Annotated in this window: 30 protein-coding genes and 1 tRNA gene; 18 read left to right on the top strand and 13 right to left on the bottom strand. The window is 74.3% G+C overall.

The features are described 5' to 3' along the window. The first annotated feature begins 248 nt into the window (after positions 1-248). Both ACFYUZ_RS20050 and ACFYUZ_RS20045 read left to right on the top strand, forming a co-directional pair. On the top strand, positions 249-632 hold the full coding sequence (locus ACFYUZ_RS20050) for a hypothetical protein (protein ID WP_389310991.1): 384 nt from the start codon (positions 249-251) through the stop codon (positions 630-632). Positions 633-688: 56 nt separating this feature from the next. Then, entirely contained in the window at positions 689-865 is a 177-nt protein-coding gene (locus tag ACFYUZ_RS20045; protein ID WP_389310989.1) for a hypothetical protein, read from the top strand. 56 nt (positions 866-921) lie between these two features. On the opposite strand, the gene ACFYUZ_RS20040 is transcribed toward ACFYUZ_RS20045, so the two are convergent. Further along, complete coding sequence (locus ACFYUZ_RS20040; protein ID WP_389310987.1) at positions 922-2,127, bottom strand: low temperature requirement protein A; 1,206 nt, start codon at positions 2,125-2,127, stop codon at positions 922-924. A 251-nt stretch (positions 2,128-2,378) separates the two neighbouring features. On the opposite strand from ACFYUZ_RS20040, the gene ACFYUZ_RS20035 reads away from it, so the two are divergent. Next, complete coding sequence (locus tag ACFYUZ_RS20035; protein ID WP_389310985.1) at positions 2,379-2,795, top strand: hypothetical protein; 417 nt, start codon at positions 2,379-2,381, stop codon at positions 2,793-2,795. Here the strand turns inward: ACFYUZ_RS20035 and ACFYUZ_RS20030 are convergent. Next, positions 2,776-3,591, bottom strand: coding sequence for a helix-turn-helix domain-containing protein (locus tag ACFYUZ_RS20030; protein WP_389310983.1), 816 nt, complete (start codon positions 3,589-3,591; stop codon positions 2,776-2,778). The genes ACFYUZ_RS20035 and ACFYUZ_RS20030 overlap by 20 nt on opposite strands. A 100-nt stretch (positions 3,592-3,691) precedes the next feature. Here ACFYUZ_RS20030 and ACFYUZ_RS20025 point away from each other — a divergent pair, with 100 nt between their 5' ends. Continuing rightward, a complete protein-coding gene (locus ACFYUZ_RS20025) occupies positions 3,692-3,997 on the top strand; it encodes a 4a-hydroxytetrahydrobiopterin dehydratase (RefSeq protein WP_389310981.1) in 306 nt (101 codons plus the stop codon). 20 nt (positions 3,998-4,017) lie between these two features. Next, complete coding sequence (locus ACFYUZ_RS20020) at positions 4,018-4,764, top strand: methyltransferase domain-containing protein (RefSeq protein WP_389310979.1); 747 nt, start codon at positions 4,018-4,020, stop codon at positions 4,762-4,764. Here ACFYUZ_RS20020 and ACFYUZ_RS20015 read toward each other — a convergent pair. Further along, entirely contained in the window at positions 4,751-5,209 is a 459-nt protein-coding gene (locus tag ACFYUZ_RS20015; protein WP_389310977.1) for a hypothetical protein, read from the bottom strand. The genes ACFYUZ_RS20020 and ACFYUZ_RS20015 overlap by 14 nt on opposite strands. Next, entirely contained in the window at positions 5,206-5,685 is a 480-nt protein-coding gene (locus ACFYUZ_RS20010) for a hypothetical protein (RefSeq protein WP_389310975.1), read from the bottom strand. The genes ACFYUZ_RS20015 and ACFYUZ_RS20010 overlap by 4 nt, the downstream gene beginning before the upstream one ends. 39 nt (positions 5,686-5,724) lie before the next feature. Between ACFYUZ_RS20010 and ACFYUZ_RS20005 the strand changes: the two genes are divergently transcribed. Next, on the top strand, positions 5,725-6,675 hold the full coding sequence (locus ACFYUZ_RS20005; protein WP_389310973.1) for a helix-turn-helix transcriptional regulator: 951 nt from the start codon (positions 5,725-5,727) through the stop codon (positions 6,673-6,675). Between the two features lie 3 nt (positions 6,676-6,678). Here the strand turns inward: ACFYUZ_RS20005 and ACFYUZ_RS20000 are convergent, their stop codons facing one another. Then, a complete protein-coding gene (locus ACFYUZ_RS20000; protein WP_389310971.1) occupies positions 6,679-7,533 on the bottom strand; it encodes an NmrA family transcriptional regulator in 855 nt (284 codons plus the stop codon). 105 nt (positions 7,534-7,638) lie between these two features. Here ACFYUZ_RS20000 and ACFYUZ_RS19995 point away from each other — a divergent pair, with 105 nt between their 5' ends. Next, positions 7,639-8,571: an AraC family transcriptional regulator gene (locus ACFYUZ_RS19995; protein ID WP_389310969.1), complete on the top strand. Its 933-nt coding sequence runs from the start codon at positions 7,639-7,641 to the stop codon at positions 8,569-8,571. 82 nt (positions 8,572-8,653) lie between these two features. Then, positions 8,654-9,562, top strand: a complete 909-nt coding sequence (locus ACFYUZ_RS19990) for a class I SAM-dependent methyltransferase (protein ID WP_389310967.1) — start codon at positions 8,654-8,656, stop codon at positions 9,560-9,562. A gap of 18 nt (positions 9,563-9,580) precedes the next feature. On the opposite strand, the gene ACFYUZ_RS19985 is transcribed toward ACFYUZ_RS19990, so the two are convergent. After that, positions 9,581-10,045, bottom strand: coding sequence for an RICIN domain-containing protein (locus tag ACFYUZ_RS19985; protein ID WP_389310965.1), 465 nt, complete (start codon positions 10,043-10,045; stop codon positions 9,581-9,583). A 149-nt stretch (positions 10,046-10,194) separates the two neighbouring features. Here ACFYUZ_RS19985 and ACFYUZ_RS19980 point away from each other — a divergent pair, with 149 nt between their 5' ends. Next, the gene (locus ACFYUZ_RS19980; RefSeq protein WP_389310963.1) at positions 10,195-11,469 is read left to right on the top strand and encodes an SUKH-4 family immunity protein; all 1,275 of its coding nucleotides are present in this window, start codon (positions 10,195-10,197) and stop codon (positions 11,467-11,469) included. Positions 11,470-11,555: 86 nt separating this feature from the next. On the opposite strand, the gene ACFYUZ_RS19975 is transcribed toward ACFYUZ_RS19980, so the two are convergent. The 3 genes from ACFYUZ_RS19975 to ACFYUZ_RS19965 form a co-directional block, all read right to left on the bottom strand. Next, positions 11,556-12,440: an aldo/keto reductase gene (locus ACFYUZ_RS19975; protein WP_389310961.1), complete on the bottom strand. Its 885-nt coding sequence runs from the start codon at positions 12,438-12,440 to the stop codon at positions 11,556-11,558. Positions 12,441-12,702: 262 nt separating this feature from the next. After that, positions 12,703-14,526 (bottom strand): AMP-dependent synthetase/ligase, encoded by a 1,824-nt coding sequence (locus ACFYUZ_RS19970; RefSeq protein ID WP_389310959.1) that lies wholly within the window; start codon positions 14,524-14,526, stop codon positions 12,703-12,705. Between the two features lie 404 nt (positions 14,527-14,930). Then, on the bottom strand, positions 14,931-15,797 hold the full coding sequence (locus ACFYUZ_RS19965) for a LysR substrate-binding domain-containing protein (RefSeq protein WP_389310957.1): 867 nt from the start codon (positions 15,795-15,797) through the stop codon (positions 14,931-14,933). A 123-nt stretch (positions 15,798-15,920) separates the two neighbouring features. Between ACFYUZ_RS19965 and ACFYUZ_RS19960 the strand changes: the two genes are divergently transcribed. The 3 genes from ACFYUZ_RS19960 to ACFYUZ_RS19950 all read left to right on the top strand — a co-directional run bounded on the left by ACFYUZ_RS19960 (position 15,921) and on the right by ACFYUZ_RS19950 (position 18,033). Continuing rightward, positions 15,921-16,991, top strand: a complete 1,071-nt coding sequence (locus tag ACFYUZ_RS19960; RefSeq protein ID WP_389310955.1) for a bile acid:sodium symporter family protein — start codon at positions 15,921-15,923, stop codon at positions 16,989-16,991. A 140-nt stretch (positions 16,992-17,131) separates the two neighbouring features. Continuing rightward, a complete protein-coding gene (locus ACFYUZ_RS19955; RefSeq protein WP_389310953.1) occupies positions 17,132-17,653 on the top strand; it encodes an isochorismatase family protein in 522 nt (173 codons plus the stop codon). Then, the gene (locus ACFYUZ_RS19950) at positions 17,650-18,033 is read left to right on the top strand and encodes a (2Fe-2S) ferredoxin domain-containing protein (protein WP_389310951.1); all 384 of its coding nucleotides are present in this window, start codon (positions 17,650-17,652) and stop codon (positions 18,031-18,033) included. The genes ACFYUZ_RS19955 and ACFYUZ_RS19950 overlap by 4 nt, the downstream gene beginning before the upstream one ends. 8 nt (positions 18,034-18,041) lie before the next feature. Here ACFYUZ_RS19950 and fdhD read toward each other — a convergent pair whose 3' ends face one another. Further along, entirely contained in the window at positions 18,042-18,869 is an 828-nt protein-coding gene (gene fdhD, locus ACFYUZ_RS19945) for a formate dehydrogenase accessory sulfurtransferase FdhD (RefSeq protein WP_389310949.1), read from the bottom strand. A gap of 246 nt (positions 18,870-19,115) precedes the next feature. Here fdhD and ACFYUZ_RS19940 point away from each other — a divergent pair, with 246 nt between their 5' ends. The 4 genes from ACFYUZ_RS19940 (at position 19,116) to ACFYUZ_RS19925 (ending at position 21,839) form a co-directional block, all read left to right on the top strand. Next, the gene (locus ACFYUZ_RS19940; RefSeq protein ID WP_389310947.1) at positions 19,116-20,060 is read left to right on the top strand and encodes a beta-ketoacyl-ACP synthase III; all 945 of its coding nucleotides are present in this window, start codon (positions 19,116-19,118) and stop codon (positions 20,058-20,060) included. 154 nt (positions 20,061-20,214) lie between these two features. Next, complete coding sequence (locus ACFYUZ_RS19935) at positions 20,215-20,775, top strand: hypothetical protein (protein WP_389310945.1); 561 nt, start codon at positions 20,215-20,217, stop codon at positions 20,773-20,775. Positions 20,776-20,877: 102 nt separating this feature from the next. Continuing rightward, positions 20,878-21,534 (top strand): class F sortase, encoded by a 657-nt coding sequence (locus ACFYUZ_RS19930; RefSeq protein WP_389310943.1) that lies wholly within the window; start codon positions 20,878-20,880, stop codon positions 21,532-21,534. Positions 21,535-21,751: 217 nt separating this feature from the next. Next, positions 21,752-21,839 (top strand) — tRNA-Leu (locus tag ACFYUZ_RS19925). 81 nt (positions 21,840-21,920) lie between these two features. Here the strand turns inward: ACFYUZ_RS19925 and ACFYUZ_RS19920 are convergent. From ACFYUZ_RS19920 to ACFYUZ_RS19910, 3 genes are all read right to left on the bottom strand, one after another. Continuing rightward, positions 21,921-22,631: a class I SAM-dependent methyltransferase gene (locus ACFYUZ_RS19920; protein ID WP_389310941.1), complete on the bottom strand. Its 711-nt coding sequence runs from the start codon at positions 22,629-22,631 to the stop codon at positions 21,921-21,923. Positions 22,632-22,695: 64 nt separating this feature from the next. Next, positions 22,696-23,166 carry a hypothetical protein gene (locus ACFYUZ_RS19915; RefSeq protein WP_389310939.1) on the bottom strand — a complete coding sequence of 157 codons (471 nt, stop codon included), beginning with the start codon at positions 23,164-23,166 and terminating at the stop codon, positions 22,696-22,698. A 17-nt stretch (positions 23,167-23,183) separates the two neighbouring features. Continuing rightward, positions 23,184-23,612: an ATP-binding protein gene (locus tag ACFYUZ_RS19910; protein ID WP_389310937.1), complete on the bottom strand. Its 429-nt coding sequence runs from the start codon at positions 23,610-23,612 to the stop codon at positions 23,184-23,186. Positions 23,613-23,883: 271 nt separating this feature from the next. Here ACFYUZ_RS19910 and ACFYUZ_RS19905 point away from each other — a divergent pair, with 271 nt between their 5' ends. Next, a complete protein-coding gene (locus tag ACFYUZ_RS19905) occupies positions 23,884-24,759 on the top strand; it encodes a helix-turn-helix domain-containing protein (RefSeq protein WP_389310935.1) in 876 nt (291 codons plus the stop codon). Continuing rightward, entirely contained in the window at positions 24,760-24,996 is a 237-nt protein-coding gene (locus tag ACFYUZ_RS19900) for a DUF397 domain-containing protein (RefSeq protein WP_015037566.1), read from the top strand. Positions 24,997-24,998 lie beyond the last annotated feature (2 nt).

The following is a 24,998-nucleotide window of genomic DNA, read 5'->3' as shown; positions in this document are numbered from 1 at the left end:
AATCCACACCGAACCGGGAAGGCCCTCACCCGTTCAAGATCCCTCAGCCGAGACCTGCATCACCCGTCCACAACCTCCCGGGACAGAACACCTAGGGCCTGTCTGGAGAGGTGGGTGCCGCGGCTGGCGGGTGTGTGGCCGCCGATGACCGCCGGGGCGGTGAATCCGGGGCCCTGACGTAGGCCGCTCGGGCGGATCGGCGGCCGGGGGAGCCGTACCGGTCCCGCGGCGGGGCAGTACGGATCTCCGTGAGCCCCGCGCACCAGACGCCCGCCGCGCCCGCCGCCCCGGCGGGGCGGCGGGCGCGCCCGGCCCGGGGCCGGCACCGGTGGATCGCGCTCCTCCTCGTCCTCGCCGCGCTGCTCGGCGCCGGGGCCGCCGCCGCGCTCCCCGTCGCCGAGACGCGCGCCGCGGCCGCCGCCCCGGCCTCCGACCCGGGCGGCGAGACCCACGACCCGGTCGGCGCCGTGAGCGGACTCCCCGGCCGGACCCGCGCCCACCGCGCGCCCCTCCGCGCCGCCGGGCCCGTGCCCCGGCCCCCGGGCCCCCGGAGCCACCGCCGGACTCCGGCCCCCGTCCCCGTACCCGCCCCGCGCGGCGACGCGCTCCGGTGCGTGGTGATGCGCTGCTGAGAGGCCCCGCCTCTCCGCAGTCCCCCCATCACCCCCGCACCACGAGGAGCTCCGTCATGCCCGTCGACCCGTACGCCGTCCTCCAGGCCCTGCTGCGCGCCGAGGCCTCACGCGCCCGGCGCACCGCCCCCGAGCCCGGATCCCCGGCGCCCGCCGGCCCCGTCGAGCCGACCACCCGGACCTCCGGGCGCACGCCCGAACCGACCGCCCCCCGGGAGGACCGCCTGCGCTGAACCCCCGGCACCGGCCTCCCGGAGCGCACCTCCGGGAGGCCGCCGGACCGGCCCCCTCAGGCCGCCTCCACCGTCTCGAACGTCCGCGTGCCCCGCCTGGAGTGCAGCCCCACGAGGAGCGCCGCCGTCGCGGCGAGGACCGTGAGCGCCACCAGGGCCGGGACGAGACCGACCAGCGGCCCCGCCGCCAGGCAGCACACCCCGCCCACGGCCAGCGCGGTCGGCCGCCGCCCCGAGGTCCGCAGCACGATCGCGGCGGCGCCCAGCAGATAGACGCCGACGCCCCCGGTCAGGGACCAGGCCACGACGCCGTGCAGCGGCTCGGCGAGGCCGTAGTGCCCGGTGTCGGCGACCTGCTGGAGGACCTTCTTCATCCCGAGCGCGCAGAGCACGACCCCGGCGACCAGCGGCAGGTGCAGGAAGGTGTAGACGTCCCGCGCGAAGCGGGTGCGGTCGTCGCCGTCCAGCCCGGTGAGACGGTGCTCGGCGGCCTCGCCGAGCTGCCGGAAGTACAGCCGCCACAGCCCGGCCGAGAGCAGCAGCCCGGCGGCCGAGGCGCCGAGGACGGCGTACGAGAGCGGAAAGCCTCCGACGCCGACGCCCATCGCCACGATGGACTCGCCCAGCGCGATGATCACGATCAGACCGTGCCGCTCGGCGAAGTGCCCGGGAGAGTTGACCCGCCAGCCGGAGGAACCGGTGACGTAGATCCCGCCGTAGTCGACGGCCACCGCCCCCAGCCACCACAGGAGCTGGACCCGGCCGTCGTACGCGCAGCCGATGAGCAGCAGCACCAGCGGCGGCAGCACGGACGCCATGGCCGTACGCCGCAGGGTCGCCCGCAGCGCGGCGTCGCCCGGGCTGGAGAGCCAGTACGAGGTCAGGTGCAGGACGCGCACCGCGCCGTAGCAGAGCACGAAGACCAGCGGTGCCGAGAGCCCGCCCGACGCGTCCGCGAAGACGTCCGGCACGGCCAGGGACACGATCAGGACGACGGCCATGACGGCGACGAGCACGCCGAACAGAGCGCCGGAGTCGGCCCGTACGACGTTGCCCAGCCAGGCGAAGGCGCACCAGCACCACCACAGCAGTGCGAGGACGACCATCGCGCCCACCATCCGCACCGGTGAGGGCGCGGCCGCCATGAGGGCGGTGACCTGAGTGATCGCGTACACGAACACCAGGTCGAAGAAGAGTTCCGCGGGCGTCACCTTGTGATCGTCCCCGGTGGCCACCAGGGCCCGTTGCCTGTTCCACGCCATCCGTGTTCTCCCCCTTCGGGGCACCGGTTCCGGCCACCCCGGCGGGAAGACTACTCACCCCGGGGGAGCGGCGGCACGACTGTGTGGAGACCGACACCGCACACGGGCGCCGGCCCGGTATTACCTCCGGCGTAATCGACCCCCTCCGCGCCGCCCGGCATGCTCATGGACACCGGAACCCGGGCGGCGCACTCCGCTCGGGCTCCGGGCCCACCACCAGCACGAACGTCCCCTTCGGAGGGTGATCCGCCATGTCCCAGGCCCTGCTTGCCGGTCTTGCCCGCACCACCCGTCCCCAGTCCGCGGTGCGCCGCTTCCTCGCCCTCGACGCCGTCGTCACCGGAGCCAACGGGATCGCCTACCTCGCCGCCTCCGGCCCCCTCGGTGAACTCCTCGGCGTCGACGCCGGGCTCCTCCTCGAACTCGGCCTCTTCCTCACCGCGTTCGCCGCGGGCGTCGCCTGGCTCGCGAGCCGCCCGCAGCCCCCGGCGCTCGCCGTGAAGCTCGTCGTCGACGCCAACGTGATCTGGGCCGTCCTCAGCGCCGTCGCCCTCGTCGCCTGGCTGGAGCCGACCACCGCCGGCCTGATCTGGACCCCGATGCAGGCGGCCACCGTCGCCGGCTTCGCCGGACTCCAGTGGGCGGCCCTCAGGGCAGCCGCGCGCTGAGCGACCGCAGGTACGCGACCGTCTCCGGGTCGGCCGGGAGGAACGTCTCGATGGCCAGCTCGGCGACGGTCACGTCCATCGGCGTGTTGAACGTCGAGATCGACGACACGAACGACAGCACCCGGCCCTCGTGCTCGATCCGCAGCGGCAGCGCGAAGTACGGGTACGGCTCCGCGTCCGGCCGGTCCTCCGGGTCGATCCGCTCGGGCAGCGGATAGGCCGCCACCTCCTCGTACAGCTCCCGCAGCGGCTCCGAACGGGCCAGCGCGATCTGACGCTCCATCTGGGCCAGGAGGTGGCCCCGCCACTCCCGCAGGTTCCGGATCCGGGGCGCCAGGCCCTCCGGGTGCAGGGTCAGCCGCATCGCGTTCATCGGCGGGGTCAGCAGGTGCTCCGGAAGCCCGCCGAGCAGCAGCCCGATCCCCCGGTTGGCCGCCACCACCGTGTACGTGCCGTCCACCACCAGGGCCGGGTACGGCTCGTAGCCGTCGAGCAGCTGCTGGATGCCCCAGCGCAGCGTCTCCAGGCGCGGCGCGTCCAGCGGCGACTCCGCGTACCGGGGCGCGTATCCCGCCGCGAGCAGCAGCGCGTTCCGTTCCCGCACCGGCACCTCCAGGTGCTCGGCGAGCTTCAGGACCATCTCCTCGCTCGGCCGGGAGCGGCCCGTCTCCACGAACGAGATGTGCCGTGCCGAGGAGTCGGCGCGCAGCGCCAGCTCCAGCTGACTCAGCCTCCGCTGCTCACGCCATCCGCGCAGCAGCGGCCCCACCCCCGTGTCGGTCACGACAGTTGTCATGGTCAGACGGTATCCCAGAGGGGGACCCCGGGTAGTTTCCCCCCGGGGCCCCTGTCCGTCACCCCGTCGTCCGCACCACCCGACCGGAGGGAGCACCGCCGTGCCCACACAGCCGCTGTCGCAGAAGGAGATCGAGGACCGCCTCAGGGAGCTTCCCGGCTGGTCCGTCGACGCCGACCGGCTCACCCGGACCTACCGGCTCGGCGACCACTTCGCGGCGACCGCGCTCGTCGTCCACGTGGCCCAGATCCAGCAGGAGCTGAACCACCACTCCGACCTCACCCTGGGCTACAACACGGTCTCCCTCGCCGTGAACACCCACGACGCCGGCGACGCCGTCACCGAGAAGGACTTCGAACTCGCCGACCGCGTCGAACGGATCGCCCCCGGCCACGGCGCGAACTGACGCCCACTAGGATCACGGGCATGCCGGAGACCGTGCTCGACTACGAGGCAGAGGCAGCACACTACGACCGGACCCGCGGCGGGGTGCCCCGAGCCGAGGCGGCCGCCGAGGCCGTCCTGCGACTTGTCCCGCCCGGCGCCCGCACCCTGCTCGACCTCGCCTGCGGCACCGGACTCGTCACCGAACGCCTCGCCCGGCCCGGCCTGCGCGTCTACGGGGCGGACGCCGCCCACGCCATGGTGCGGGTCGCCGCGGGCCGGGCGCCCGGCCGCGCCGTACGCGCCGACGCCCGGCGGCTGCCGCTGCCCGACGCCTCCCTGGACGCCGTCGCGGCCGTCTGGCTGCTGCACCTGATCCCCTTCGCGGCCGACGTCGTCGCCGAGGCGGCCCGGGTGCTGCGCCCCGGCGGCGTCCTCGTCGCCACCGTCGACAAGGACGCGGCCCACGACGTCGGCAGCGACATCGACGCGGTCCTCCGGCCCCACCGGTCCGCCGAAGCGGCCTCCGACCGCGCCGACCTGATCACCGCGTGCGCGGCCGCCCACGGCCTCGACCCCGCCCCCGGCACCCGCTTCACCGGCCACGGCCAGGGCCGCACCCCGCGCGACACCGCCCGGAAGCTGCGCGCCGGCCACTTCGCCTCCTGGTTCGACGGCGACCCGGCGACCGTCGACACGCTCACCGCCGCCCTGACCGCGCTCCCGGACCAGGACCGCCCCCGAGCCGACCCCCGTTACCGGCTCGCGAGCTTCGTCAGGCGCGGCTGAACTCCATCACCCAGTTCGTCACCCACGCGTCGGTGCCCCCGGGCGCGAACGCCTGCTCCCAGCGCGCCGTGTCAGGACCGATCCCGGACCAGTGGAACCGCACCCGCACCGGGCGCCCCGCGTAGCCGTCGACGCCGTGGAAGGTGCCCGTCCCGTCCTCGGAGAAGCGGCCCCTGACCGGCGGGTCCAGCCTTCCCGTACGGCTGTCGGACCAGTTCAGCGTCCACTCGCCGGTCTCCGGCTCGTACAGCCGCAGCGTCAGCCCGCTGAACCCCTCGGAGGGGAAGACGACCTCGTCCACGTGCGCCCGGCCGTCCCGGAACAGCGTGCCGGTCGTGTGTCCGTCGAACTCCTTCCACCCGCTCTCCGGGTCGAGGAAGTCGGCGAGTCGGCGGTTGCGGACCCGCCAGCGGCCGTCGAGGAAGGAGAAGCCGTCGGCGGTCACGCGCGGCCTCCCGTCGTGCCCGAGGGCAGCGCGTCCGCGAGGTAGCCCGCCAGGTCCGGCGTCTCCGGCGTCAGCACGTGCCGTACCCAGGCCTCCCGTTCGTGTCCGAGCGGCGGCAGCTCCCACACGCAGCCGATCCAGGAGCGGTGGACCCGGACGAAGTGCGTCGGATCGGTGTCGGGGCAGTCCAGGGCGGGCTGCCCGGCGGCCCCTCCGCCGAAGTGGAGCACGTTGTCCCACACCCAGCTGTACGCGTTGAGGTACGCGCCGCTGTCACCGCCCCGGTGCAGCACCACGAAGCCCGCCGCCGGGGTGCCGTCCGGCTCCGGCAACAGCTCCGGAAGGAGTGCGTACGCCGCCTTCTCCACCTCCGGTTCGATGCCGGCGGGGTCCGAGGTGACGTGGTAGCGCTTGAGGTGCCGTCCGGCGGTCTCGACCGGCGGCAGCGCGAGGATGTTCTTCTCCGCGAAAGCCATGGCTGGACGGTACGAACCCTTCACTGACACCTTGTGTCAGTGAAGTCCAGCCGTCTCCTCTCGATCCTCCTGCTGCTCCAGACCGGCGGCCCGACGACCGCCGGCCGGCTCGCCGAGGAGCTCGGCGTCTCCGTCCGCACCGTCTACCGCGACGTCGAGGCGCTGCACGCCGCCGGGGTGCCCCTCTACGGCGAGGCCGGACACCGCGGCGGCTACCGGCTCCTGCCCGGCGGCCGCACCCGCCTGACCGGCCTCTTCGCCCAGGAGGCCGAGGCGCTGGTCCTCGCCGGCATGCCGGGGGCCGCCGAAGGACTCGGGCTCGGCCCGCACTTCGCCGACGCGCGGCTGAAGCTGCGCGCCGCCCTCCCGGCCGCCCTCCGCGAGCACGTCGACCGCCTCGCGGCCCGCTTCCACATCGACGCCCCCGGCTGGTACGACGAGGGCGACGAGACCCCGTTCCTGCCCGAGGTCGCCGACGCGGTCCGCACCGGACGCGTCCTGGAGGTCCGCTACCGGCGCTGGAAGGAACCCACCGACGTCGACCGGCGCCTCGAACCGTACGGCCTCGTCCTCAAGGCCGGCCGCTGGTACCTGGTCGCCGGACCCGGACCGCGCACCTACCGCGTCGACCAGATCCTCGCCCTCACCGCCACCGACGAAGAGGCCGTGATCCCCGAGGACTTCGACCTCGCCGCGCACTGGCGGGCCAGCCGGACCGACTTCCACCGGCGGCTCCACCAGGGCGAGGCCCTCGTACGGATCTCCCCGCGCGGCGCCGCCCGCCTCACCGGCGCCGCCGCACGGGCCCTCGCCGCCACCGGCACCCCCGAACCCGACGGCTGGACGCGCGCCACCCTGCCCGTCGAATCGCCCGAACACGCCCACGACACCTTCCTCGGCCTCGGCGCGGAGGTGGAGGTCCTCGCCCCCGAGGACCTCCGCGACCGCATCGCCGCGACCGTACGGACCCTGGCCGCGCGGTACGCCTGAACCTCAGGACCGCCGTCCGCCCCAGGTCTCCGCCGCGAACCCGGCGAAGGAGCGCGGCTCGCGGCCCAGGACCCGCTTCACCCCGTCCGTCGCCGCGGCGTTGTGTCCGTCGAGGAGCGTCGCGAACAGCGCCGCGAGCCACTCCGCCTCCGGGGCCGGCAGCCCGAACCCCGCGAGCAGGCCCGCGTACTCGGCCTCCGACACCGCCTCGTACGCCACCGGCCGGCCCGAGGCGCGGGAGATCTCCGCCGCCACCTCCGCGAAGCCCACCGGCCGGGGGCCCGTCACCTCGTGCACCCGCCCCGCGTGCCCGTCCGCCGTCAGCGTCTCCACGACGACGTCCGCGAGGTCGTCGGCGTCGATGAACGGCTCGGCCGTGTCCCCGGCGGGGAAGACCACCGCCCCCTCGGCGACCCCCTCCGCGAGCAGCCCCTCGGAGAAGTTCTGCGCGAAGAACGAGGCCCGGACGACGGTCAGCTCCACCCCGACCGCCGCCGTCCGCAGGGCCTCCTCCGCCAGGACCGCCTCCGGCTCCCCGCGCCCGGAGAGGAGGGTGAGCCGCCGTACGCCGTTCTCCACGGCCAGCCGGCCGAAGGTCTCCATCGCCCCGACCGCCCCGGGAGCGGCCAGGTCCGGGTAGTAGGCCACGTACGCGGCGTCCGCGCCCCGCAGCGCGGGCGCCCAGGTCTCCGGGGCCTCCCAGTCGAAGACCGTCGCCCCGCTCCGGGAGCCCGCCCGGACCGTCACCCCGCGGGCGGTCAGCCGCTCGGCCACCCGCCGCCCCGTCTTGCCGGTGGCGCTCGTCACCAGGACCGTCGAGTTCTGCGTGTTCTGCGTGTTGTCCGTCTGCGTCGTCATGGCTCAAGACTCCCGCCCCGGGCCCCGCCCGCCCATGCTGCGCCGTCTCACCCGCCTACGCGTCCGTCTCGGGAACCTCCCGCCGACGGCCTACGCTTGCGCCCCATGGACGCACTCGCCGGACTCCTCGACGGGCCACGCGCCAAGGGCGCCTTCCTGCTGCGCATGATCATGGAGCCGCCGTGGTCCGTGCGCATCGAGGACGAGGCCCCGATCTGCCTCATGTGCGTCACCGAGGGCGAGGCCTGGATCGTCCCCGACGCCGGTAACGCCGTCCTGCTGCGCCCGGGGGACATCGCCATCGCCCGCGGCCCCGAGCCGTACACCGTCGCCCACGCCCCCGACGCCCCGCCCCACGCCAGGATCGGCCCCGACGGCGGCTGCACCACCCTCTCCGGGGAGCCGCTCGCCCAGTCCATGCGCCTCGGCGTCCGCACCTGGGGCAACGCCCCGGACGGCGGCACCACCGTCCTCGTCGGCACCTACCTGATGGACGGCGAGGTCGGCCGCCGGCTCCTCGACGCCCTGCCCGGCCTGGCGCACCTGCCCGCCGACGTGTGGAACTGCCCCCTCATGCCCTTCCTCGACGAGGAGATCTCCCGCGACGAACCCGGCCAGAGCGTCGTCCTCGACCGGCTCCTCGACCTGCTGCTCATCGCCGCCGTCCGCGCCTGGTTCTCCCGGCCGGGAGCCGAGGCCCCCGCCTGGTACCGCGCGATGGCCGACCCGGTGGTCGGCCGCGCGCTCCGGCTGCTCCAGAACGACCCCGCCCACCCGTGGACCGTCGCCTCGCTCGCCGCGAAGTCGGGCGTGTCCCGGGCCGCGCTCGCCCGCCGGTTCACCGAGCTCGTCGGGGAGCCCCCGATGGCGTACCTCACCGACTGGCGGCTCGCGCTCGCCGCCGACCTGCTCCGCGAGACGGACGCCACGGTCGAGTCCGTCGCCCGGCAGGTCGGCTACAGCGGCGCGTTCGCCCTGAGCGCCGCCTTCAAGCGCGTACGGGGCATCAGCCCGCAGGAGCACCGGGGCCGCGGCTGACCGGCCCGGCAGCGACAGGATCCCTGTTGCCGGACCGGCAACATTTCTCGCACCCGCGGCCCTCCCGCGGCACCCTGGAGCCATGAGCCAGCATCGCGCGCCCCACCCCGGCCACCAGCACGGCCACGGCCACGGCCACCACGACACCACCCACCTCGACTGGAGCGAGATGGCGTCGCTCCTGGAGCGGCAGGCCGAGATCGCGAGCCCCGCGTACGCGGAAGCCGCCGCCTGGCTGGGCACCCTCGCGCCGGTGCAGGGCGTCCGCCGGATCCTCGACGTCGGCAGCGGCCCCGGCGTGGTGACCAGCCTGCTCGCCGAGGCCTTCCCGGCCGCCGAGGCGGTCGCCGTCGACGGAGCCCCCGAACTCCTCACCCGGGCCAGGGCCCGCGCCGAGGCGCGCGGTCTCGGCGCCCGGGTCTCCACCCGCCACGCCGAACTCCCCGAGGGGATCGCGGCCCTGGGGCGGGCCGACCTCGTCTGGGCGGGCAACTCCCTGCACCACATGGGCGACCAGGGCGCCGCGCTCGCCGAGTTCGCCGGCATCCTGAACCCCGGCGGCCTCGTCGTCCTCGTCGAGGGCGGCCTGCCCCGGCGGCACCTGCCCCAGAACATCGGGATCGGCAGGCCCGGCCTGGAGGCCCGGCTCGACGCCGTCCACACCGAGTGGTTCGGCGAGATGCGCGCCGAGCTCCCCGGCTCCAAGGACGAGCCGGACGACTGGCGGGCGCTGCTCTCCGGCGCCGGCCTCACCCCGGCCGGCACCCGCACGTTCCTCGTCGACGTCCCCGCGCCCGTCTCCCCGGCCGTCCGGGAGCTGGTCCTCGCCCACTACGAGCGCCTCCGGGACGGCCTGGCCGCCCGGCTCGACGCCGACGACAAGGAGACGCTCGACCGGCTGCTCGACCCGGCCGACGCGCTGTCCCTGCACCACCGCGCGGACCTGTTCCACCTCACCGCCCACACCGTGCACACCGCCCGCAAGGGCTGAGCCCGCACCGGGCCCGGGTCAGGACACCGGCTCCAGCCGCCACCACTGGAACGGCGAGTCGGTGTCCTCCCACTGCCGGACGTTCCCCCCGTCCTCCTCCGACCCGTCGGCGACCTCCAGGAACAGGCCGCTGACGAAGCTCACCAGGGCCACCGTCCCCGGAGACTGGAGGTCCTGCTCGATGACCCACTCCTGCGCGCCGAAGTTGTTGGCCCTCCACTGCTGGACGAGGGCGCCGTTCTCCGTGGACGCGTTCGTGACGTCGAGCCGTTTGCCGCTGGCCGCGTTGACCAGGTGGTAGAGCCCGCCGCCGTTCGGCACGGGTCTGATGTGCCAGTGCTGTCCGGGAGTTCCGTTCCCGGTGCCCTGCTGCACCTTCGCGCCGCTGCGGCCCGACCCCTGGTACACCTCCAGGAGCAGCCCGCTGGCCACGTTCCGCACCCGGTAGAGGCCCTCCACGACGGGCGCCGGGACACCGCTCACCGTACCGACTCCTTCTTCTCGCCAGGCAGTTGGACCACGCGGCCGACAGCGCCGCGCGCACCCCTCGGGGCCGTCTCCGACCCTACGTCCCGGGTGTGACAACGACCCGGCCGCCGCCCGCCCGCCGGTGCGTGCGGCACGATGTGCCGGTGACCGATCCCGATCTCCCCGCCCTGCTCGACGACCCCGTCCGGGTCCTGCGCCACGACCGCGCCGTTCTCCGTGCCCGTCTCGCCGCCCTGCCGGAGGAGCACGGCGGCGTCGGCCGCGAGGTGTTCACCCAGGCCGAGGCGGTCTTCGGGGGCGCCCCCGTGACGCCCGCCGAGTTCGCCTCCTGGCTGCACTTCGCGGCGACCGTCCTCGGCCACCGGGAGTACGCCGAGCGCGTGGCGGCCGCCGAACCCGGGCTGCCGTGGCGGACGGTGTGGACCTGGTGGCGGCCGGTCGGCGCCCACGAGGCCGCGCCGAACCTCAGCGGCGACCGCTCCGCCGAGGTGTACGAGGCCGACGGCACCCCGCTCCTGAGGGTCCGGGCCCTGTGGTGCGAGGACACCTGGTTCGACCTGGCCACCGGCAGCCCCCGGCCGGCGCCCGCCGAGGGCACGGCCGAACCGTACGAGGAGACCGAACCGGACGGGCCCCGGCTGTTCGACGGCGACGACGGGTCCTGGGCGCTGCGCCACCCCGACTCCTGGGAGGAGCCGATCCCGCTGGACGGCGGCCGCCACGTCTTCCACGACGCGCGCGGGGTGGCCGTCGTGGAGCAGAACGGCACCGCCCTCGCCGACTGGCCGACGGGCGGGGCCGATTCCTCCCCTCCGACGCCGGTGGACGGCGGGCCGTGGTTCCGGCCCGGCACGAGGGACGCCGGCGGTCCGCTCACCGCCGCCCGGCTCGACGGGGTCTTCGGCCCCTCCGGGGTCGTCCGCGTCCCGCCGGCCGACCTCCCCGCCGCCCTCGCGCACGCCCCGACCCGGACGCTGCTCGCCGAGGCCGGACTGCCCCGCCACTGGGCGGCCGGCGTCACGTCCTTCGCCCTCGCGGAGGAGCTGCTGGCCCCGGGCCCCGAAGGACTGCTGAGCGTCGGGGAGTTCGACCTCGGGTACTGCGACCCGGGGGAGGTCTTCGTCCACCCCGCGACCGGCGCCGTCGGCCTGCGCCGGCCGGACGGCAGCCACGGGCCCGGCGGCGAGGCCGTCTTCCCGCTCGTCCGCGACCTGGACTCCTTCGTCCGGTTCCTGGAGGGCGTCCGCCGTCACATGGGCGCCTGCTGGGACCCGTACCCCGGGGAGGACGGCGTGAAGGGCTTCCTCCGGGCGATGGCGGAGGTGGACGCCGGGGCGCTGGCCGACGGCGCGCCCGGCGCCGAGGTGTGGGAGCACCTCTTCGCCTCGATCACCGAGCTCGGCGTGGACGGCTACTGAGGCGGAGAGCCGAGGCGGCGCGGCGCGCGGTCACGGAGGCGGCGCGCCACCGACGCGGCGCGCCGCCTCCAGCCCTTCCGTCTCCTTCAGGCGCCGACGTTGAACTCCGCCGGGTCCGGGCCGAGTCGACGGCTCTCGTCGAGGGCGGCGATCGCCGCCAGGTCCTCGGCGTCCAGCTCGAAGCCGAAGACGTCGATGTTCTCGCGGATGCGCGAGGGGGTGACCGACTTCGGGATCACCACGTTCCCCAGCTGGAGGTGCCAGCGCAGCACCACCTGCGCCGGCGTCCGCCCGTGCTTGCGGCCGATCGCCACGATCGCCGGGACCTCCAGGAGGCCCTTGCCGGAGCCGAGCGGCGACCAGGCCTCGGTCGCGATGCCGTGCCGCGCGTGCACGTCGCGCGACTCCTGCTGGGCGAGCTGCGGGTGCAGTTCGATCTGGTTGAGGGCGGGCACGACGTCGGTCTCGCCGATCAGCCGCTCCAGGTGCTCCGGCAGGAAGTTCGAGACGCCGATCGCCTTCGCGCGCCCGTCCGCGTAGATCTTCTCGAACGCCCGGTACGTGTCGACGTACGCGTCCTTCGCGGGCACCGGCCAGTGGATCAGGTAGAGGTCGACGTAGTCGAGCCCGAGCTTGTCGAGCGAGGCGTCGAAGGCGCGCAACGTCGAGTCGTAGCCCTGCTCGCTGTTCCACAGCTTCGTGGTGACGAACAGCTCCTCGCGGGGGATCCCCGACTCGGCGACGGCACGGCCGGTGCCCCGCTCGTTGTCGTAGATCGCGGCGGTGTCGATGGAGCGGTACCCGGCCTCCAGGGCCGTCGCCACGGCGGCCGTCGCCTCGTCGTCCGGCACCTGCCAGACGCCGAAGCCCAGCTGCGGCATCTCTACGCCGTTGTTCAGGGTGACGGAGGGAACGTTGCTGTCCTTGCTCACGTGGGATGGATCCTTACGTCGTCGTGGTCGTACTCCCATGGTCAACGGGCGAGCGGCCGTACGCATTCCAGAGGGGGCCGGTCCGCCCCGCCGGGCGAACCGGTTCGCCCGGCGGGGCGCGGTGCCGGAGCGCACCCGTCGGGTCAAGAACCGGAACTCCGACCCGCGCGGTGCCGCCGGGTACCTCAACCGGCGGGCCGGTGGGAGACGGCGGAGCCGCTCGCGGACCTGCTCCGACCGGACCGGGCACACGCCGGTCCGGTCGGCGGCCGGTCCCGGCGGTCGTCGGCGGCCTGCGTCCTCAGCCGTACAGCGCGGCGACCTCCGCCGCGTACGCCCGCTCGATCGCCTTCCGCTTCAGCTTCAGCGAGGGCGTGAGCAGCCCGTGCTCCTCGCTGAACGGATGCGCCAGGATCCTGAACGTCCGGATCGACTCCGCCTGCGAGACCAGCGTGTTCGCCGCCACCACCCCGCGCCGGATCTCCGTCTCCAGGGCCGGATCGCGCACCAGCTCGGCCGGGGAGAGCGGCGCCCGCCCCTGCATCGCGAGCCAGTGGTCCACCGCCTCCTGATCGACCGTCACGAGCGCGGCGATGTACGGCCGGTCGTTGCCGACCACGATGCACTGGGCGATCAGCGGATGCGCCCGCACCCGCTCCTCCAGGGCGGTGGGGGAGACGCTCTTGCCGCCCGAGGTCACCAGGATCTCCTTCTTCCGCCCGGTGATCGTCAGATAGCCGTCCGCGTCGAGCGCCCCGATGTCGCCGGTGGCCAGCCAGCCGTCGTTGAGGACGGCGGCCGTCGCCTCCGGGGCGTTCAGATAGCCGGAGAAGACCTGGCCGCCGTGCAGCCACACCTCGCCGTCCTCCGCGATGTGGACCGTCGTCCCCGGGACCGGCTGGCCCACGGTCCCGTACTTGGTCCGCCCGGGAGGGTTCGCCGTGGCGGCGGCCGAGGATTCGGTGAGGCCGTACCCCTCGAAGACCGTGATCCCCGCGCCCGCGAAGAACAGCCCCTGCCTGCGGTCCATCGCCGAACCGCCCGACATCGCGTGCCGCACCCGCCCGCCCAGGGCCGCGCGCACCTTGACGTACACCGTCTTCTCGAAGAACTGGTGCTGCACGCGCAGCGCCGCCGACGGCCCCGGACCGGTCCCGAAGGCCTTCTGCTCCAGCGCCTCCGCGTACGCGACGGCCACCTCCACGGCCTTGTCGAAGGGCCCGGCCTTCCCCTCGGCCTCCGCCTTGCGGCGGGCCGCGCGGAAGACCTTCTCGAAGACGTACGGCACGGCCAGGACGAAGCTCGGCCGGAACGCGACCAGGTCGGGGAGCAGCTCGGCCGCCGCCATCACCGGCTGGTGTCCGAGCTTCACCCCGCCGCGGACCGCCGCGACCTCCACCATCCGCCCGAAGACGTGCGCGAGCGGCAGGAACAGCAGCGTCGAGGCCTGCTCGTCGGGCCGGGAGCGGAACACCGGCTCCCAGCGGCCCATCACCATGTCCGTCTCGAACATCAGGTTCGCGTGGGTGATCACGCACCCCTTGGGGCGGCCGGTCGTCCCCGAGGTGTAGATGACGGTCGCGATCGTCTCCGGGGTCACCGCCCGCCGGTGCCGGTGCACGACCTCCTCGTCGATGTCCGCGCCCGCCGCCGTCAGCTCGCCCACCGCGTCCGCGTCCAGCTGCCACAGCCGCCGGAGCCGGGGCAGCCGGTCGATCACCGAACCGATCGTCATCGCGTGGTCCTCGTGCTCCACCACGCAGGCCGTGACCTCGGCGTCGTGCAGCATCCAGAAGACCTGCTCGGCGGAGGAGGTCGGATAGACCGGCACGGGCTGCGCGCCGACCGCCCACAGCGCGAAGTCGAAGAGCGTCCACTCGTACCGGGTCCGGGCCATGATCGCGACCCGGTCGCCGAATCGCACGCCCTCCGCGATCAGCCCTTTCGCGAGGCCCGTGACCTCGTCGCGGAACCGCGCGGCGGTCACGTCGTGCCACGCCCCGTCCGGGCCCTTCCGGCCGAAGGCGATCCGGTGGGGGTCGGCGAGGGCGTGGTCGAACACGGCGTCCGCCAGACCGCCGACCTGAGGCGCCGCCTCGACGGGCGGCACGGTGAACTCGCGCACTGACCTGCTCCTCGACGGCTCGGTGGCTGGAAAAGCCCGTTGTCGCGCTCCGTACGGCGCGGGTGACGGTACCCCACCCGCCCGGCCGGAGGGAGGAGCTTCACCAAGCCGGAACATTCCGGGTTCTCACAGGTCAGGGCAGGTGAGGCGGCCAAGTCGCGGGAGGCCCGGGGCGGTTACCGACCAGACGGTACGCCCTCCGGGGGCGAATCTCCACGGAATCTGTACCGGCCGCTCACGCCCCCGCCCCCGAAGCGCCCCCGTGGCGCCTTCTCGCCGTCCACCGGACGCGTCGAGCGACACCCGCCGGCCGGCCCGGACGCGTCGATCGGCGCCCGCCGGCCGGCCCGGACGCGTCGAGCGACAGCCCCCCCGGCGAGCCGGCCGCGGTGGGGCGCCCCCGCTCAGCGCGGCCGGTGCAGACGGTCGCCGCCCGCCAGGATCGCCTCCGCGAGGGCGTCCGCCGCTTCCTGCGTCTCCCCGCCCCGGCGCCCCTTGCGCAGGACGAAGCCCACGTCCCCGAGCTCCGGGAGCCCCGCCCGGGCCGGCACCGGGACGAGCCCCGGCGGCACCAGGCCCCGCGTGTGCGCCATCACCCCCAGCCCCGCGCGGGCCGCCGCCACGTTCGCGCTCAGGCTGGAGCTCGTGCACGCGATCCGCCACGCCCGGCCCTGTGCCTCCAGTGCCTCCAGCGCCCGGGCCCGGGTGATCCCCGGCGGCGGGTACAGGATCAGCGGCACCGGACGGTCCGGATCCAGCCGCAGCCCCGGCGCCCCGATCCAGACGAGCGTGTCCTCCCAGACGAGCCGGCCCTCGCTCTCGGCCCCGCGCCGCTTGGCCAGGATCAGGTCCAGCCGGCCGGCCGCGAGCCGGGCCTGGAGCGTCCCGGACAGTTCGACCGTCAGCTCCAGGTCGACCTCGGGGTGCTCGCGCCGGAAGGACTCCAGGATCTCCGGCAGCCGGGTCGTCACGAAGTCCTCCGAGGCGCCGAACCGCAGCCGCCCGCGCAGCCGCGTCCCGCCGAAGAAGGCCGCCGCCCGCTCGTGGGCCTGGAGGATCGTGCGCGCGAAACCGAGCATCGCCTCGCCGTCCTCCGTCAGCTCCACGCGATGCGTGTCCCTGGCGAACAGCGGACGCCCCGTCGCGTCCTCCAGGCGCCGTACGTGCTGACTGACGGTCGACTGCCGCAGCCCCAGCCGGTCCGCGGCCCGCGTGAAGCTCAGCGTCTGGGCCACGGCGAGGAAGGTGCGCAGCTGGGTGGGCTCGTACATCCCACGACGCTATCGCGAACCGTGATGACAGTCAGAGCGCTGTACGGGATTCCCGATCACCGGGCCGTGGAGCAGGATGGACGGGCGCGACCCGCCCCAGCAGTGCACAGAGCAGTGGAGCCCATGACCCCCCGCACGTCCGCCCGTACCGCACGCCGTCCCCTCCGCCCGCCGTCCTGGCTGCCCGTCGACGGGTACGTCCTCGCGCTGCTCGGCACGGTCGTCCTCGCCGTGCTCCTCCCCGCCTCGGGCGCCACCGCGAGCGTCATGAAGGGCACGTCGACCGGCGCCGTCGCCCTGCTCTTCTTCCTCTACGGGGCCCGGCTCTCCACCCGCGAGGCCCTCGACGGCCTCAAGCACTGGCGGCTCCACCTCACCGTCCTCGGCTCCACCTTCCTGCTCTTCCCGCTCCTCGGCCTCGCCGCGCGCGGCCTCGTCCCCGGGGTCCTCACCCCGCAGCTCTACGGCGGCTTCCTCTTCCTCTGCCTGGTGCCGTCCACCATCCAGTCCTCCATCGCGTTCACCTCGATCGCCCGGGGCAACGTGCCCGCCGCGATCTGCGCCGGCTCGTTCTCCTCGCTCGCCGGCATCGTCCTCACCCCGCTGCTCGCGGCGCTGCTCCTCGGCGAGGGCGCGGGCGGGCTCTCCGCCGACGCGCTCCTGAAGATCGTGCTCCAGCTCCTCGCGCCCTTCCTGGCCGGGCAGCTCCTGCGCCGCTGGGTGGGAGCCTTCCTCGTCCGCCACAAGAAGGTCCTCGGACGCGTCGACCGGGGCTCGATCCTCCTCGTCGTGTACACCGCCTTCAGCCAGGGCATGGTCGCCGGCATCTGGCACCTGGTGACCCCCGCCCGGCTGGGGCTGCTGCTCGCCGTCGAGGCCGCGCTCCTCGCGCTGATGCTGACCGTGACCTGGTACGGGGCCGGGCGCCTCGGCTTCGGCCGGGCCGACCGGATCGCGATCCAGTTCGCCGGCTCCAAGAAGAGCCTGGCGGCCGGGCTGCCGATGGCGAGCGTCCTCTTCGGCCCGCAGGCCTCCCTCGCCGTGCTGCCGCTGATGCTCTTCCACCAGATGCAGCTGATGGTCTGCGCGGTCATCGCGAAGCGCCGTTCGGCGGACCCCGAGGCCACCGAGGGGGCCGGGACCGTCCCCGCACCCGTACCCGCCGCGCGGGAGGTCCCGACGGGCGGCGCCTGACCTCGTACGCCCCCTCCGGCGGCCGTCCCCCGATCCCGTACGCCCCCGGCGGCCGTCACCCGATCCCGTACGCCCCCTCCGTCGGCCGGATCACACCCACGGCCGCCCGGGATGATCATCCGGGCCGCTACGGTGCTCCCATGCCCGCACTCGATCCCGGCAGCACCGCGCTCGTCCTCGTCGACCTGATGGAACGCATCGTCGCGCTGCCCCTCGCCCCCCGCCCCGGCACCGACGTCCTCGCCGCCTCCGCCCGGCTCGCCGACGCCTTCCGGGCCGTCGGCGCGCCCGTCGTCCACATCCGCGTCGAGCGGCCGAACGTCGACGCCCAGCCGCCCGGCAGCGAGCTCGTCCCCGACCTCGTCCGGGACGGCGACCCCGTCGTCGTCAAGCGCACCATCGGCGGCTTCCAGGACACCGGACTCCACGAGCTGCTCGCCGGATTCGGCGCCACCACCCTGGTCCTCGGCGGCATCGCCACCAACCTCGGCGTCGAGTCCACCGCCCGCGCCGCCTGCGACCTGGGCTACGAGCTCGTCTTCGCGGAGGACGCCATGGCCGCCCTCACCGCCGACGAGCACCGCGCCTCCGTCGACCTCGACTTCCCGCGCCTCGGCACGGTCGCCCCGGTCTCCGCGATCACCCTGGACGGCCCCGAGTGACCCCGGTCCCGATACGGTACGGCGCGCGCCCCTGCTCCCTGGTCGTCTGCCGCGGCTGCTGCTGCGGCGACGCCCGCAAGAACCCCGGCACCGACCACGCCGGGCAGCTCGCCCGCCTCCGCGAGGCCGCAGCGGCCTCCGGCGGCCGGCTCGCCGTCCGTACCAGCGACTGCCTCGGACCCTGCGCCCAGGCGAACGTCGTCGTGGTCCAGCCCTCCACCGAGGGCCGGCGGCGCGGCGGACGGGCGGCCTGGGTCGGCTTCACCCTGGACGAGGACTGCCTCGACGACATCCTCGCTTGGACGGCCGCCGGCGGCCCCGGCATCGCCCCGCCCCCGGCCACCCTCGTCCTCCAGATGATCGACCCGCCGAAGAACTGACGGGACCCTCAGAGCACGATCCGGTGCTCGCCCGCGTACACGTTCATGTCCGGTCCGCGCAGGAAGCCGACCAGGGTCAGGCCCGTCTCGGCGGCCAGGTCCACGGCGAGCGAGGACGGCGCGGACACTGCGGCGAGCACCGGGATCCCCGCCATCACGGCCTTCTGGGCCAGCTCGAACGAGGCCCGCCCCGACACCAGCAGCACGGCCCGCTCCAGCGGCAGCAGCCCCTCCCGCAGCGCCCGCCCGACCAGCTTGTCCACGGCGTTGTGCCGGCCCACGTCCTCCCGTACGTCGAGCAGCTCGCCGTCCTCCGCGAACAGCGCCGCCGCGTGCAGCCCGCCGGTCGAGTCGAAGACCCGCTGCGCCGCCCGCAGCCGCTCCGGGAGCAGGGACAGCAGCTCCGGCGCGATCCGGAGCGGGGGAGCGTCGGCGATCGGGAAGCGGGCCGTGGTGCGGACCGCGTCCAGGCTCGCCTTGCCGCACAGTCCGCACGAGGACGTCGTGTAGACGTTCCGCTCCAGCGAGATGTCCGGGACCGCCACGCCGGGGGCGAGCTGCACGTCCACCACGTTGTACGTGTTCCGGCCGTCCTCCGTGGCGCCCGCGCAGTACACGATGTTCCGCACGTCCGACGCCGCCGCCAGGACCCCCTCGCTCACCAGGAAGCCGGCCGCGAGCGCGAAGTCGTCGCCCGGCGTGCGCATGGTGATCGCGATCGGGCGTCCGTTCAGCCGGATCTCCAGCGGCTCTTCCGCCACCAGGGTGTCGGGCCGCGTGTTGACCGCACCGCCCCGGATCCGCAGGACACGCCGTCGCTCGGTGACCCGTCCCATCGTGACGCACTCGATTCTCTCCGCGGGAAGGCCGGAAGGCCCTGACGGCCCCCATTCTCCGCCACACTCCTCCGCCGAACGCACGTCCGGAGCCGGGGCGGGGAGCCGTGCGGGGCGCGGGGCCTTGTCACGGTCGGCCAAGCGGTACGGGGGAATGTTGGTGGTTTACGTCACCTGTTACTGATCAGTCGCTGGCAAGACTGGGGGATCCTGCCGCACGAACGAACCACCTAGGGGGTCCCGAGTATGACGGGCACTCGCATTGCCGCGCTCGGGCACTACCAGCCCGCCAGGGTGCTGACCAACCACGACCTCGCCGAGCTGGTCGACACGAGCGACGAATGGATCCTCAGCCGGGTCGGCATCCGCACCCGGCACGTCGCGGGCCCCGACGAGCCCGTCGACGAGCTCGCCGCCCACGCGGCCGGCAAGGCCCTCGCCGCCGCCGGCCTCTCCGCCGGCGACGTCGACCTCGTCCTCGTCGCCACCTCCACCGCGATCGACCGCTCGCCCAACACGGCCGCCCGCGTCGCCGCCCGCCTCGGCATGGGCTCGCCCGCCACCATGGACCTCAACGTGGTCTGCGCCGGCTTCACCCACGCGCTCGCCACCGCCGACCACGCGGTGCGGGCCGGTGCGGCCCGCCGCGCCCTCGTCATCGGCGCCGACAAGATGACCGAGATCACCGACTGGACCGACCGCACCACCTGCGTCCTCACCGGCGACGGCGCGGGAGCCGCGATCGTCGAGGCCACCGAGACCGACACCGGCGCCATCGGCCCGGTCCTGTGGGGCTCGGTCCCGGAGATGGGACACGCCGTCCGCATCGAGGGCACCCCGCCCCGCTTCGCCCAGGAGGGCCAGTCCGTCTACCGCTGGGCCACCCAGCAGCTGCCCGCCCTCGCCCGGCAGACCTGCGAGCGCTCCGGCATCGCCCCCGAGGAGCTCGCGGGCGTCGTCCTGCACCAGGCCAACCTGCGGATCATCGAGCCGCTCGCCGCGAAGATCGGCGCCGTCAACGCCGTCGTCGCCCGTGACGTCGTCGACTCCGGCAACACCTCGGCCGCCTCCATCCCGCTCGCCCTCGCCAAGCTGGTCGAGCGCGGCGAGCTCCCCTCCGGCGGGAGGGTGCTCCTCTTCGGCTTCGGCGGCAACCTCTCCTACGCCGGACAGGTCGTCCGCGTCCCGTAGGACCTCCGGGTCCTCCCGGCCGCCGTGCCCCGTTCGGCGGAGCCCGGTGGCGGCGCGCCGGGGGCGGACCTAGCTTCGATCGCGGTGAGGGTCGTCTCCTTCCGGCCGCGGAATCGATCCGCCTCCGGGCCCTCCCGTGATCTGGAGGACCGCCATGCGCGTGATACGTGCCGCTTCCGCCGCCCTGCTCGGCGCCGTCGCCGTCGTGACGGTCGCGCCCCTGGCGACGGCCGACGAGGGCGACCAGGACATCACGTCGTTCGGCTTCTCCGTCACCCCCGCCACGATCGCCCCCGGCGGCACCGTCACCCTCACGTCCGACGGCTGCGAAGTGCCCTCCGTGACCGTCACCTCCACCGTGTTCGAGACCGTGACCCTCGCCGAGGGCCGTCCGGGCACCGCGACCGTGGACCTCGACGCCAAGGTCGGCACCCAGTACGAGATCACCTTCGACTGCAAGGGCGAGCGGGGCACCACCCGGCTCACCATCGCCCAGGGCGACACCGGCGGGAGCACCGGTGGGGACACCGGGCACGACACCGGCACCCCCACCGGGGCCCACAAGGGCGTGAAGGCCGGCTACGGCACCGCGGCCTCCGGCGCGGACGCCGACGGGCTCGGCGCCACCGAACTGGTCACCGGCGTCCTGCTCATCGCCGGAGCGCTCGGTGCCGCCGTCGTGCTGACCCGCCGCCACGCCGGCGGCCGCGCCTGACGGCCCGGACCCGGGGGACCCGAAACGGCCCCTCCGCCCCGGTGTGACGAGGTCCGGGACGGAGGGGCGCCAGCACGTGCGGAAGGGCGGAGGAGGGCGGAAGTGGGCCGTTCGGACGGTACGGGAGGGCGCGGCGCCTGGGGCGTCGTCGCCGTCGTCCTCCTCGTCGGGGTGCATCTCGTGCGCGGCGGCACGGGGGAGTCCGCGCCCCTCGGCCCGCCGCAGCCCCTCGCCGCGGCCGCGCCCGACGGGACACGGGCCGGCCTCGCCGCCCTCGTGCCCGCGTCCGTCCCGGCCCCGCTGCCCGCCTCGCCCCCCGTGCGGGTCCGTGTCCCCGCCGTCCGCGTCGACGCCCCCGTCGCCGCGGTCGGGCTCGACGCCGACGGCTGGATCGAGGCGCCGCCGCCCGAGGACGACCGGCTGGCGGGGTGGTTCACCGGGGCGGTCACCCCCGGCGAGCGCGGTACCGCCGTCGTCGTCGGCCATGTCGACACCCCGAACGGCCGGGCCGTCTTCTACGACCTCGGCGCCCTCGGCAAGGGCCACCGGGTGGAGGTCGTCCGGCGTGACGGCAGGACCGCCGTCTTCGCCGTGTATGGGGTGGAGCTCGTCCCCAAGGAGGGCTTCCCCGCCGAGCGGGTCTACGGGGACGCGGGCGTCCCCGAACTGCGGCTGATCACCTGCGGCGGCACCTTCACCGAGGAGAGCGGCTACGCGGGCAACGTGGTGGTCTCGGCCCGCCTGGTCGAGGTGCGCTGACCTCTTCCAGGTCAATCGACCTGACGGACTCCCGCCGAAGGATTGGCCTGGACCGCGTCGCGGTCGTCAGTGTGGCCTCCACGGAGCCGGCGTCGGGGGGCGCCGGGCTCCCACCCGGTAGCGGCTGACCACGGGAAACGCTGGTGAAAGGCACCGCGAACCCCTGGTAGAGTTATCTCTGTCGCCGCGGGGGAAACCCCGGGACGACGATCACCCGGTCCGGGTGGCGGAATGGCAGACGCGCTAGCTTGAGGTGCTAGTGCCCTTTATCGGGCGTGGGGGTTCAAGTCCCCCCTCGGACACCACAGGGAAAGTGCCGGTCGATCTCGTGTCGACCGGCACTTTCCGTTTTCCCGTCGACGGAACGGCGGGCGCCCGCCGCGGGCCTACGCCTTCCGCGCCACCACCAGCCTGCACCGGGGGCTGCCGTCCTCCCGGTGGCCCAGGGAGTCGATCGGGACGAGGGCGACCTCGAAGCCCGCCTCCTCCAGCCGGGTGCGGACGTCCGCGAGGCGGAAGGTCCGGTAGTACATGACGAACGGCGGCCGCCGGAGGGCGTTCCTGACGCGCATCGCCGCGTCGAAGCCCCACAGGGTCCAGTAGAGGCGGGATCCGACCGGCGGCGGCGCGGGAAGCGGGAAGGCGAAGGTGCCGCCGGGGCGCAGGGCCGCGTGGACCTGGGCGAAGAGGGCGCTCTGGGCGGCCGGGAGGAAGTGGCCGAAGGCGCCGAAGCTGACCGCCAGGTCGAAGGCCGGGGCGAAGGGGAGGGCCAGGGCGTCGGCGCGGACCAGGTCGGCGTCCGGATGGGCGTCCCGGGCCCGGGTCAGCATGCCCGTACTGAAGTCGACGCCCGTGATCCGGCCCGCGCAGACCGAGCGGAGCACGCCGAGACCGGCGCCGGTGCCGCAGCAGACGTCGAGGCCCGAGCCGAAGGGGCCGAGGGTCTCCAGGGTCTCGGCGACCGCGTCGAGGAGACGGTCGGAGGTGCGGAAGGGGGTGGCGTCGAACTTGCCCGCGAGCAGGTCGTAGCCGTGCTCGACCGAGGAGAGGGCCTGGACGGCCAGCTCGCGGAGGCTGGGGCCCTGCGGGGTGAACATGCACCGAGCCTAGGGGGTGGCTCGCCGATCGTCCCGGGCTCCTCCGGAAGACACCCCCTGTGGGTCAGAGCGCGCTGCCCACCGGGGGCGCCGGCCAGGACGGGGCGGTTCCCGTCAGCTGGCAGACGAGGAGGTAGAGGGGGATCGGCGGGGTGTAGGGGGAGGTGCCGTCGGGGTGGTGGATGAGACGCGGGCCGCGGTCCGGGATCTCGGCGCCGGGCGCGTAGCAGGCGGGCAGCGGCCAGGTGAGGTCGTGGTCGGAGCCGGCGGGGACGAGCCACCACCACCAGTCGGAGTCGGCGTAGACGCAGCCCTTGGCGGGCAGCCGGGAGAGGATCTTGAAGCCGAAGCGGGCGGGGACGCCGACGGCGTCGCAGCCGAGCCCGGTGTGGAGTCCGGCGGGCACGGAGAGGCGGGTGGCGCCGAGCTCGCGCGCGCCCCGGAGGCGGTCGCCGGGGCCGAGGAGGGGTTCCGGCGAGCGGCGCGGGACCGGTACGGAGGTGGCCTCGGGGGCCCTGAGGGACCGCGGGAGCATGCGGATCGCCATCGACCTCAGCACGGTTCCCCCATGCCGTGGGCGAGTTCCGCCCAGACGATCTGCGCCGTGCCGAGACCGGTGCGGTCGGCGCCCCAGGCGGTGCAGAGCGCGTCGACGATGAGGAGTCCGCGGCCGCGTTCGTCCTCGCCGCAGTCGCGCATCCGGGGCCCGGCGGGGCCGCCCTCGTCCCGGACGGCTATCCGCAGGGTGTCCTCGCCCTCGCGGAGCTCGCAGACGACGCGGTCGCTCGCCGTGTGCAGGACGGCGTTGGTGACGAGTTCGGAGACGACGAGGGCGACCGTGTCGCGTATGTCGGGGCCGCAGCCCCAGAGGATGAGCCGCTCCTCCGCGAGCCGGCGGGCCCGGGCGACGGAGCCGGTGAGGGCCGGGAGCTCGAAGGCGAAGCGGCGGACGGGATCGGTGTGGTGCGGGCGCTGGGCCATGACCCGAGGGGCTCGAAGGCTCATGAGACCTGAGGGCTGCGCGTTACCAGAAGCCACGACCGGTTCCTCACAACAGTGGGCAGGACTGCCGTACGGCGCTGTCGCCGGGGCGCGGTGGCGCGCGGCGGCAGCGTGTACTGGTTCACCGGAACACTGTCCTCCTGAGTCGGACACTTGGCAAGTGGCACTCTGAAAATTGCAGAGTGCTGTGTTCTCTCTGGCCCGGCTTCGTGGCACACTCGTCGAAACAGCGCGTCGGGGAGGTCTGAGAGTGAGCGAGCCGCGGTCCGCCCCCACGGTGGGACAGGTCGTCCTCGGAAAGCGTCTGCAGGACCTGCGCGAGCGGGCCGGCATGAAGCGGGAAGAGGCCGCGAAGATCCTCCGAGTGGCCCCGGCCACCGTCCGGCGGATGGAGACCGCCGAGGTCGCGCTGAAGATCCCGTACGTGCAGCTCCTGTTGAAGGAGTACGGGATCACGGACTCCGAGGCGGAGGGCTTCGTCGCCCTCGCGGAGGAGGCCAACCTCCCCGGCTGGTGGCAGCGGTTCCACGACGTGCTGCCCGGCTGGTTCTCCATGTACGTCAGCCTGGAGGGGGCGGCCAGCCTCATCCGGGCCTATGAACCCCAGTTCGTCCCCGGTCTGCTCCAGACCGAGGAGTACGCCCGCGCCATTCTGCGCAGCGGGGCGGTCGGCGGCGGCAGCGATGCCGGCAAGGACGAGGACACCGAGCGCCATGTAGCCCTCCGGATGGAGCGCCAGTCCCTGCTGACCAGGGACGACGCCCCGAAGCTCTGGGTGATCATGGACGAGACGGTCTTCCGCCGACCGGTCGGCGGCGGGCCCGAAGTGATGCGCGACCAGCTCGACCGGCTGCTCGAAGCGTCCGAGCTGCCGAACGTCACCCTGCAGATCGCGGAGTTCGCGTCCGGCCACCACCCCGGCACCTACGGACCGTTCGTCCTCTTCCGCTTCGCCATGCCGGAACTCCCGGACATGGTCTACAGCGAGTACCTGACCGGCGCGGTCTATCTCGACGCGCGTCCCGAGGTGGCATCCCACCTGGAGGTCATGGACCGCATGGCGGCGCAGGCCGCGACTGCACAACGCACGAAGGAGATCCTCCGGGATCTCCGCAAGGAGCTGTGAATGGATCGCATATACAACGGCATGCCCGCCGCGGAGCTCGGTGCCGAGGGTTGGCACAAGCCCTGGAGCGGCGGGAACGGGGGCAACTGCGTGGAGGCCATGAAGCTGGCCGACGGCAGAGTCGCCGTGCGACAGTCCGCAGACCCTGAAGGACCAGCGCTCATCTACACCCACGGGGAGATCGCCGCTTTCATCCAGGGCGCCAAATCCGGTCAGGCTGACTTTCTGCTCACCTGAAC

The sequence above is a fragment of the Streptomyces sp. NPDC004266 genome (assembly GCF_042874095.1).
Lineage (GTDB): Bacteria > Actinomycetota > Actinomycetes > Streptomycetales > Streptomycetaceae > Streptomyces.
The sequence above is the reverse complement of the archived record's forward strand: the minus strand, read 5'-3'. Positions and strand labels throughout refer to the sequence as shown.

Excerpts from the sequence above, each read along its gene's own strand:
- ACFYUZ_RS20010 (WP_389310975.1), bottom strand. The coding sequence starts at position 5,685 with ATGGCTTTCGCGGAGAAGAACATCCTCGCGCTGCCGCCGGTCGAGACC.
- ACFYUZ_RS20000 (WP_389310971.1), bottom strand. The coding sequence starts at position 7,533 with ATGACGACGCAGACGGACAACACGCAGAACACGCAGAACTCGACGGTC.
- ACFYUZ_RS20020 (WP_389310979.1), top strand. The coding sequence starts at position 4,018 with ATGCCGGAGACCGTGCTCGACTACGAGGCAGAGGCAGCACACTACGAC.
- ACFYUZ_RS19975 (WP_389310961.1), bottom strand. The coding sequence starts at position 12,440 with ATGGGAGTACGACCACGACGACGTAAGGATCCATCCCACGTGAGCAAG.
- ACFYUZ_RS19990 (WP_389310967.1), top strand. The coding sequence starts at position 8,654 with ATGAGCCAGCATCGCGCGCCCCACCCCGGCCACCAGCACGGCCACGGC.
- ACFYUZ_RS19995 (WP_389310969.1), top strand. The coding sequence starts at position 7,639 with ATGGACGCACTCGCCGGACTCCTCGACGGGCCACGCGCCAAGGGCGCC.
- ACFYUZ_RS19915 (WP_389310939.1), bottom strand. The coding sequence starts at position 23,166 with ATGCTCCCGCGGTCCCTCAGGGCCCCCGAGGCCACCTCCGTACCGGTC.
- ACFYUZ_RS19960 (WP_389310955.1), top strand. The coding sequence starts at position 15,921 with ATGACCCCCCGCACGTCCGCCCGTACCGCACGCCGTCCCCTCCGCCCG.
- ACFYUZ_RS20035 (WP_389310985.1), top strand. The coding sequence starts at position 2,379 with ATGTCCCAGGCCCTGCTTGCCGGTCTTGCCCGCACCACCCGTCCCCAG.
- ACFYUZ_RS19965 (WP_389310957.1), bottom strand. The coding sequence starts at position 15,797 with ATGTACGAGCCCACCCAGCTGCGCACCTTCCTCGCCGTGGCCCAGACG.
- ACFYUZ_RS19900 (WP_015037566.1), top strand. The coding sequence starts at position 24,760 with ATGGATCGCATATACAACGGCATGCCCGCCGCGGAGCTCGGTGCCGAG.
- ACFYUZ_RS19940 (WP_389310947.1), top strand. The coding sequence starts at position 19,116 with ATGACGGGCACTCGCATTGCCGCGCTCGGGCACTACCAGCCCGCCAGG.
- ACFYUZ_RS20040 (WP_389310987.1), bottom strand. The coding sequence starts at position 2,127 with ATGGCGTGGAACAGGCAACGGGCCCTGGTGGCCACCGGGGACGATCAC.
- fdhD (WP_389310949.1), bottom strand. The coding sequence starts at position 18,869 with ATGGGACGGGTCACCGAGCGACGGCGTGTCCTGCGGATCCGGGGCGGT.
- ACFYUZ_RS19920 (WP_389310941.1), bottom strand. The coding sequence starts at position 22,631 with ATGTTCACCCCGCAGGGCCCCAGCCTCCGCGAGCTGGCCGTCCAGGCC.
- ACFYUZ_RS19910 (WP_389310937.1), bottom strand. The coding sequence starts at position 23,612 with ATGGCCCAGCGCCCGCACCACACCGATCCCGTCCGCCGCTTCGCCTTC.
- ACFYUZ_RS20030 (WP_389310983.1), bottom strand. The coding sequence starts at position 3,591 with ATGACAACTGTCGTGACCGACACGGGGGTGGGGCCGCTGCTGCGCGGA.
- ACFYUZ_RS20045 (WP_389310989.1), top strand. The coding sequence starts at position 689 with ATGCCCGTCGACCCGTACGCCGTCCTCCAGGCCCTGCTGCGCGCCGAG.
- ACFYUZ_RS19935 (WP_389310945.1), top strand. The coding sequence starts at position 20,215 with ATGCGCGTGATACGTGCCGCTTCCGCCGCCCTGCTCGGCGCCGTCGCC.
- ACFYUZ_RS19955 (WP_389310953.1), top strand. The coding sequence starts at position 17,132 with ATGCCCGCACTCGATCCCGGCAGCACCGCGCTCGTCCTCGTCGACCTG.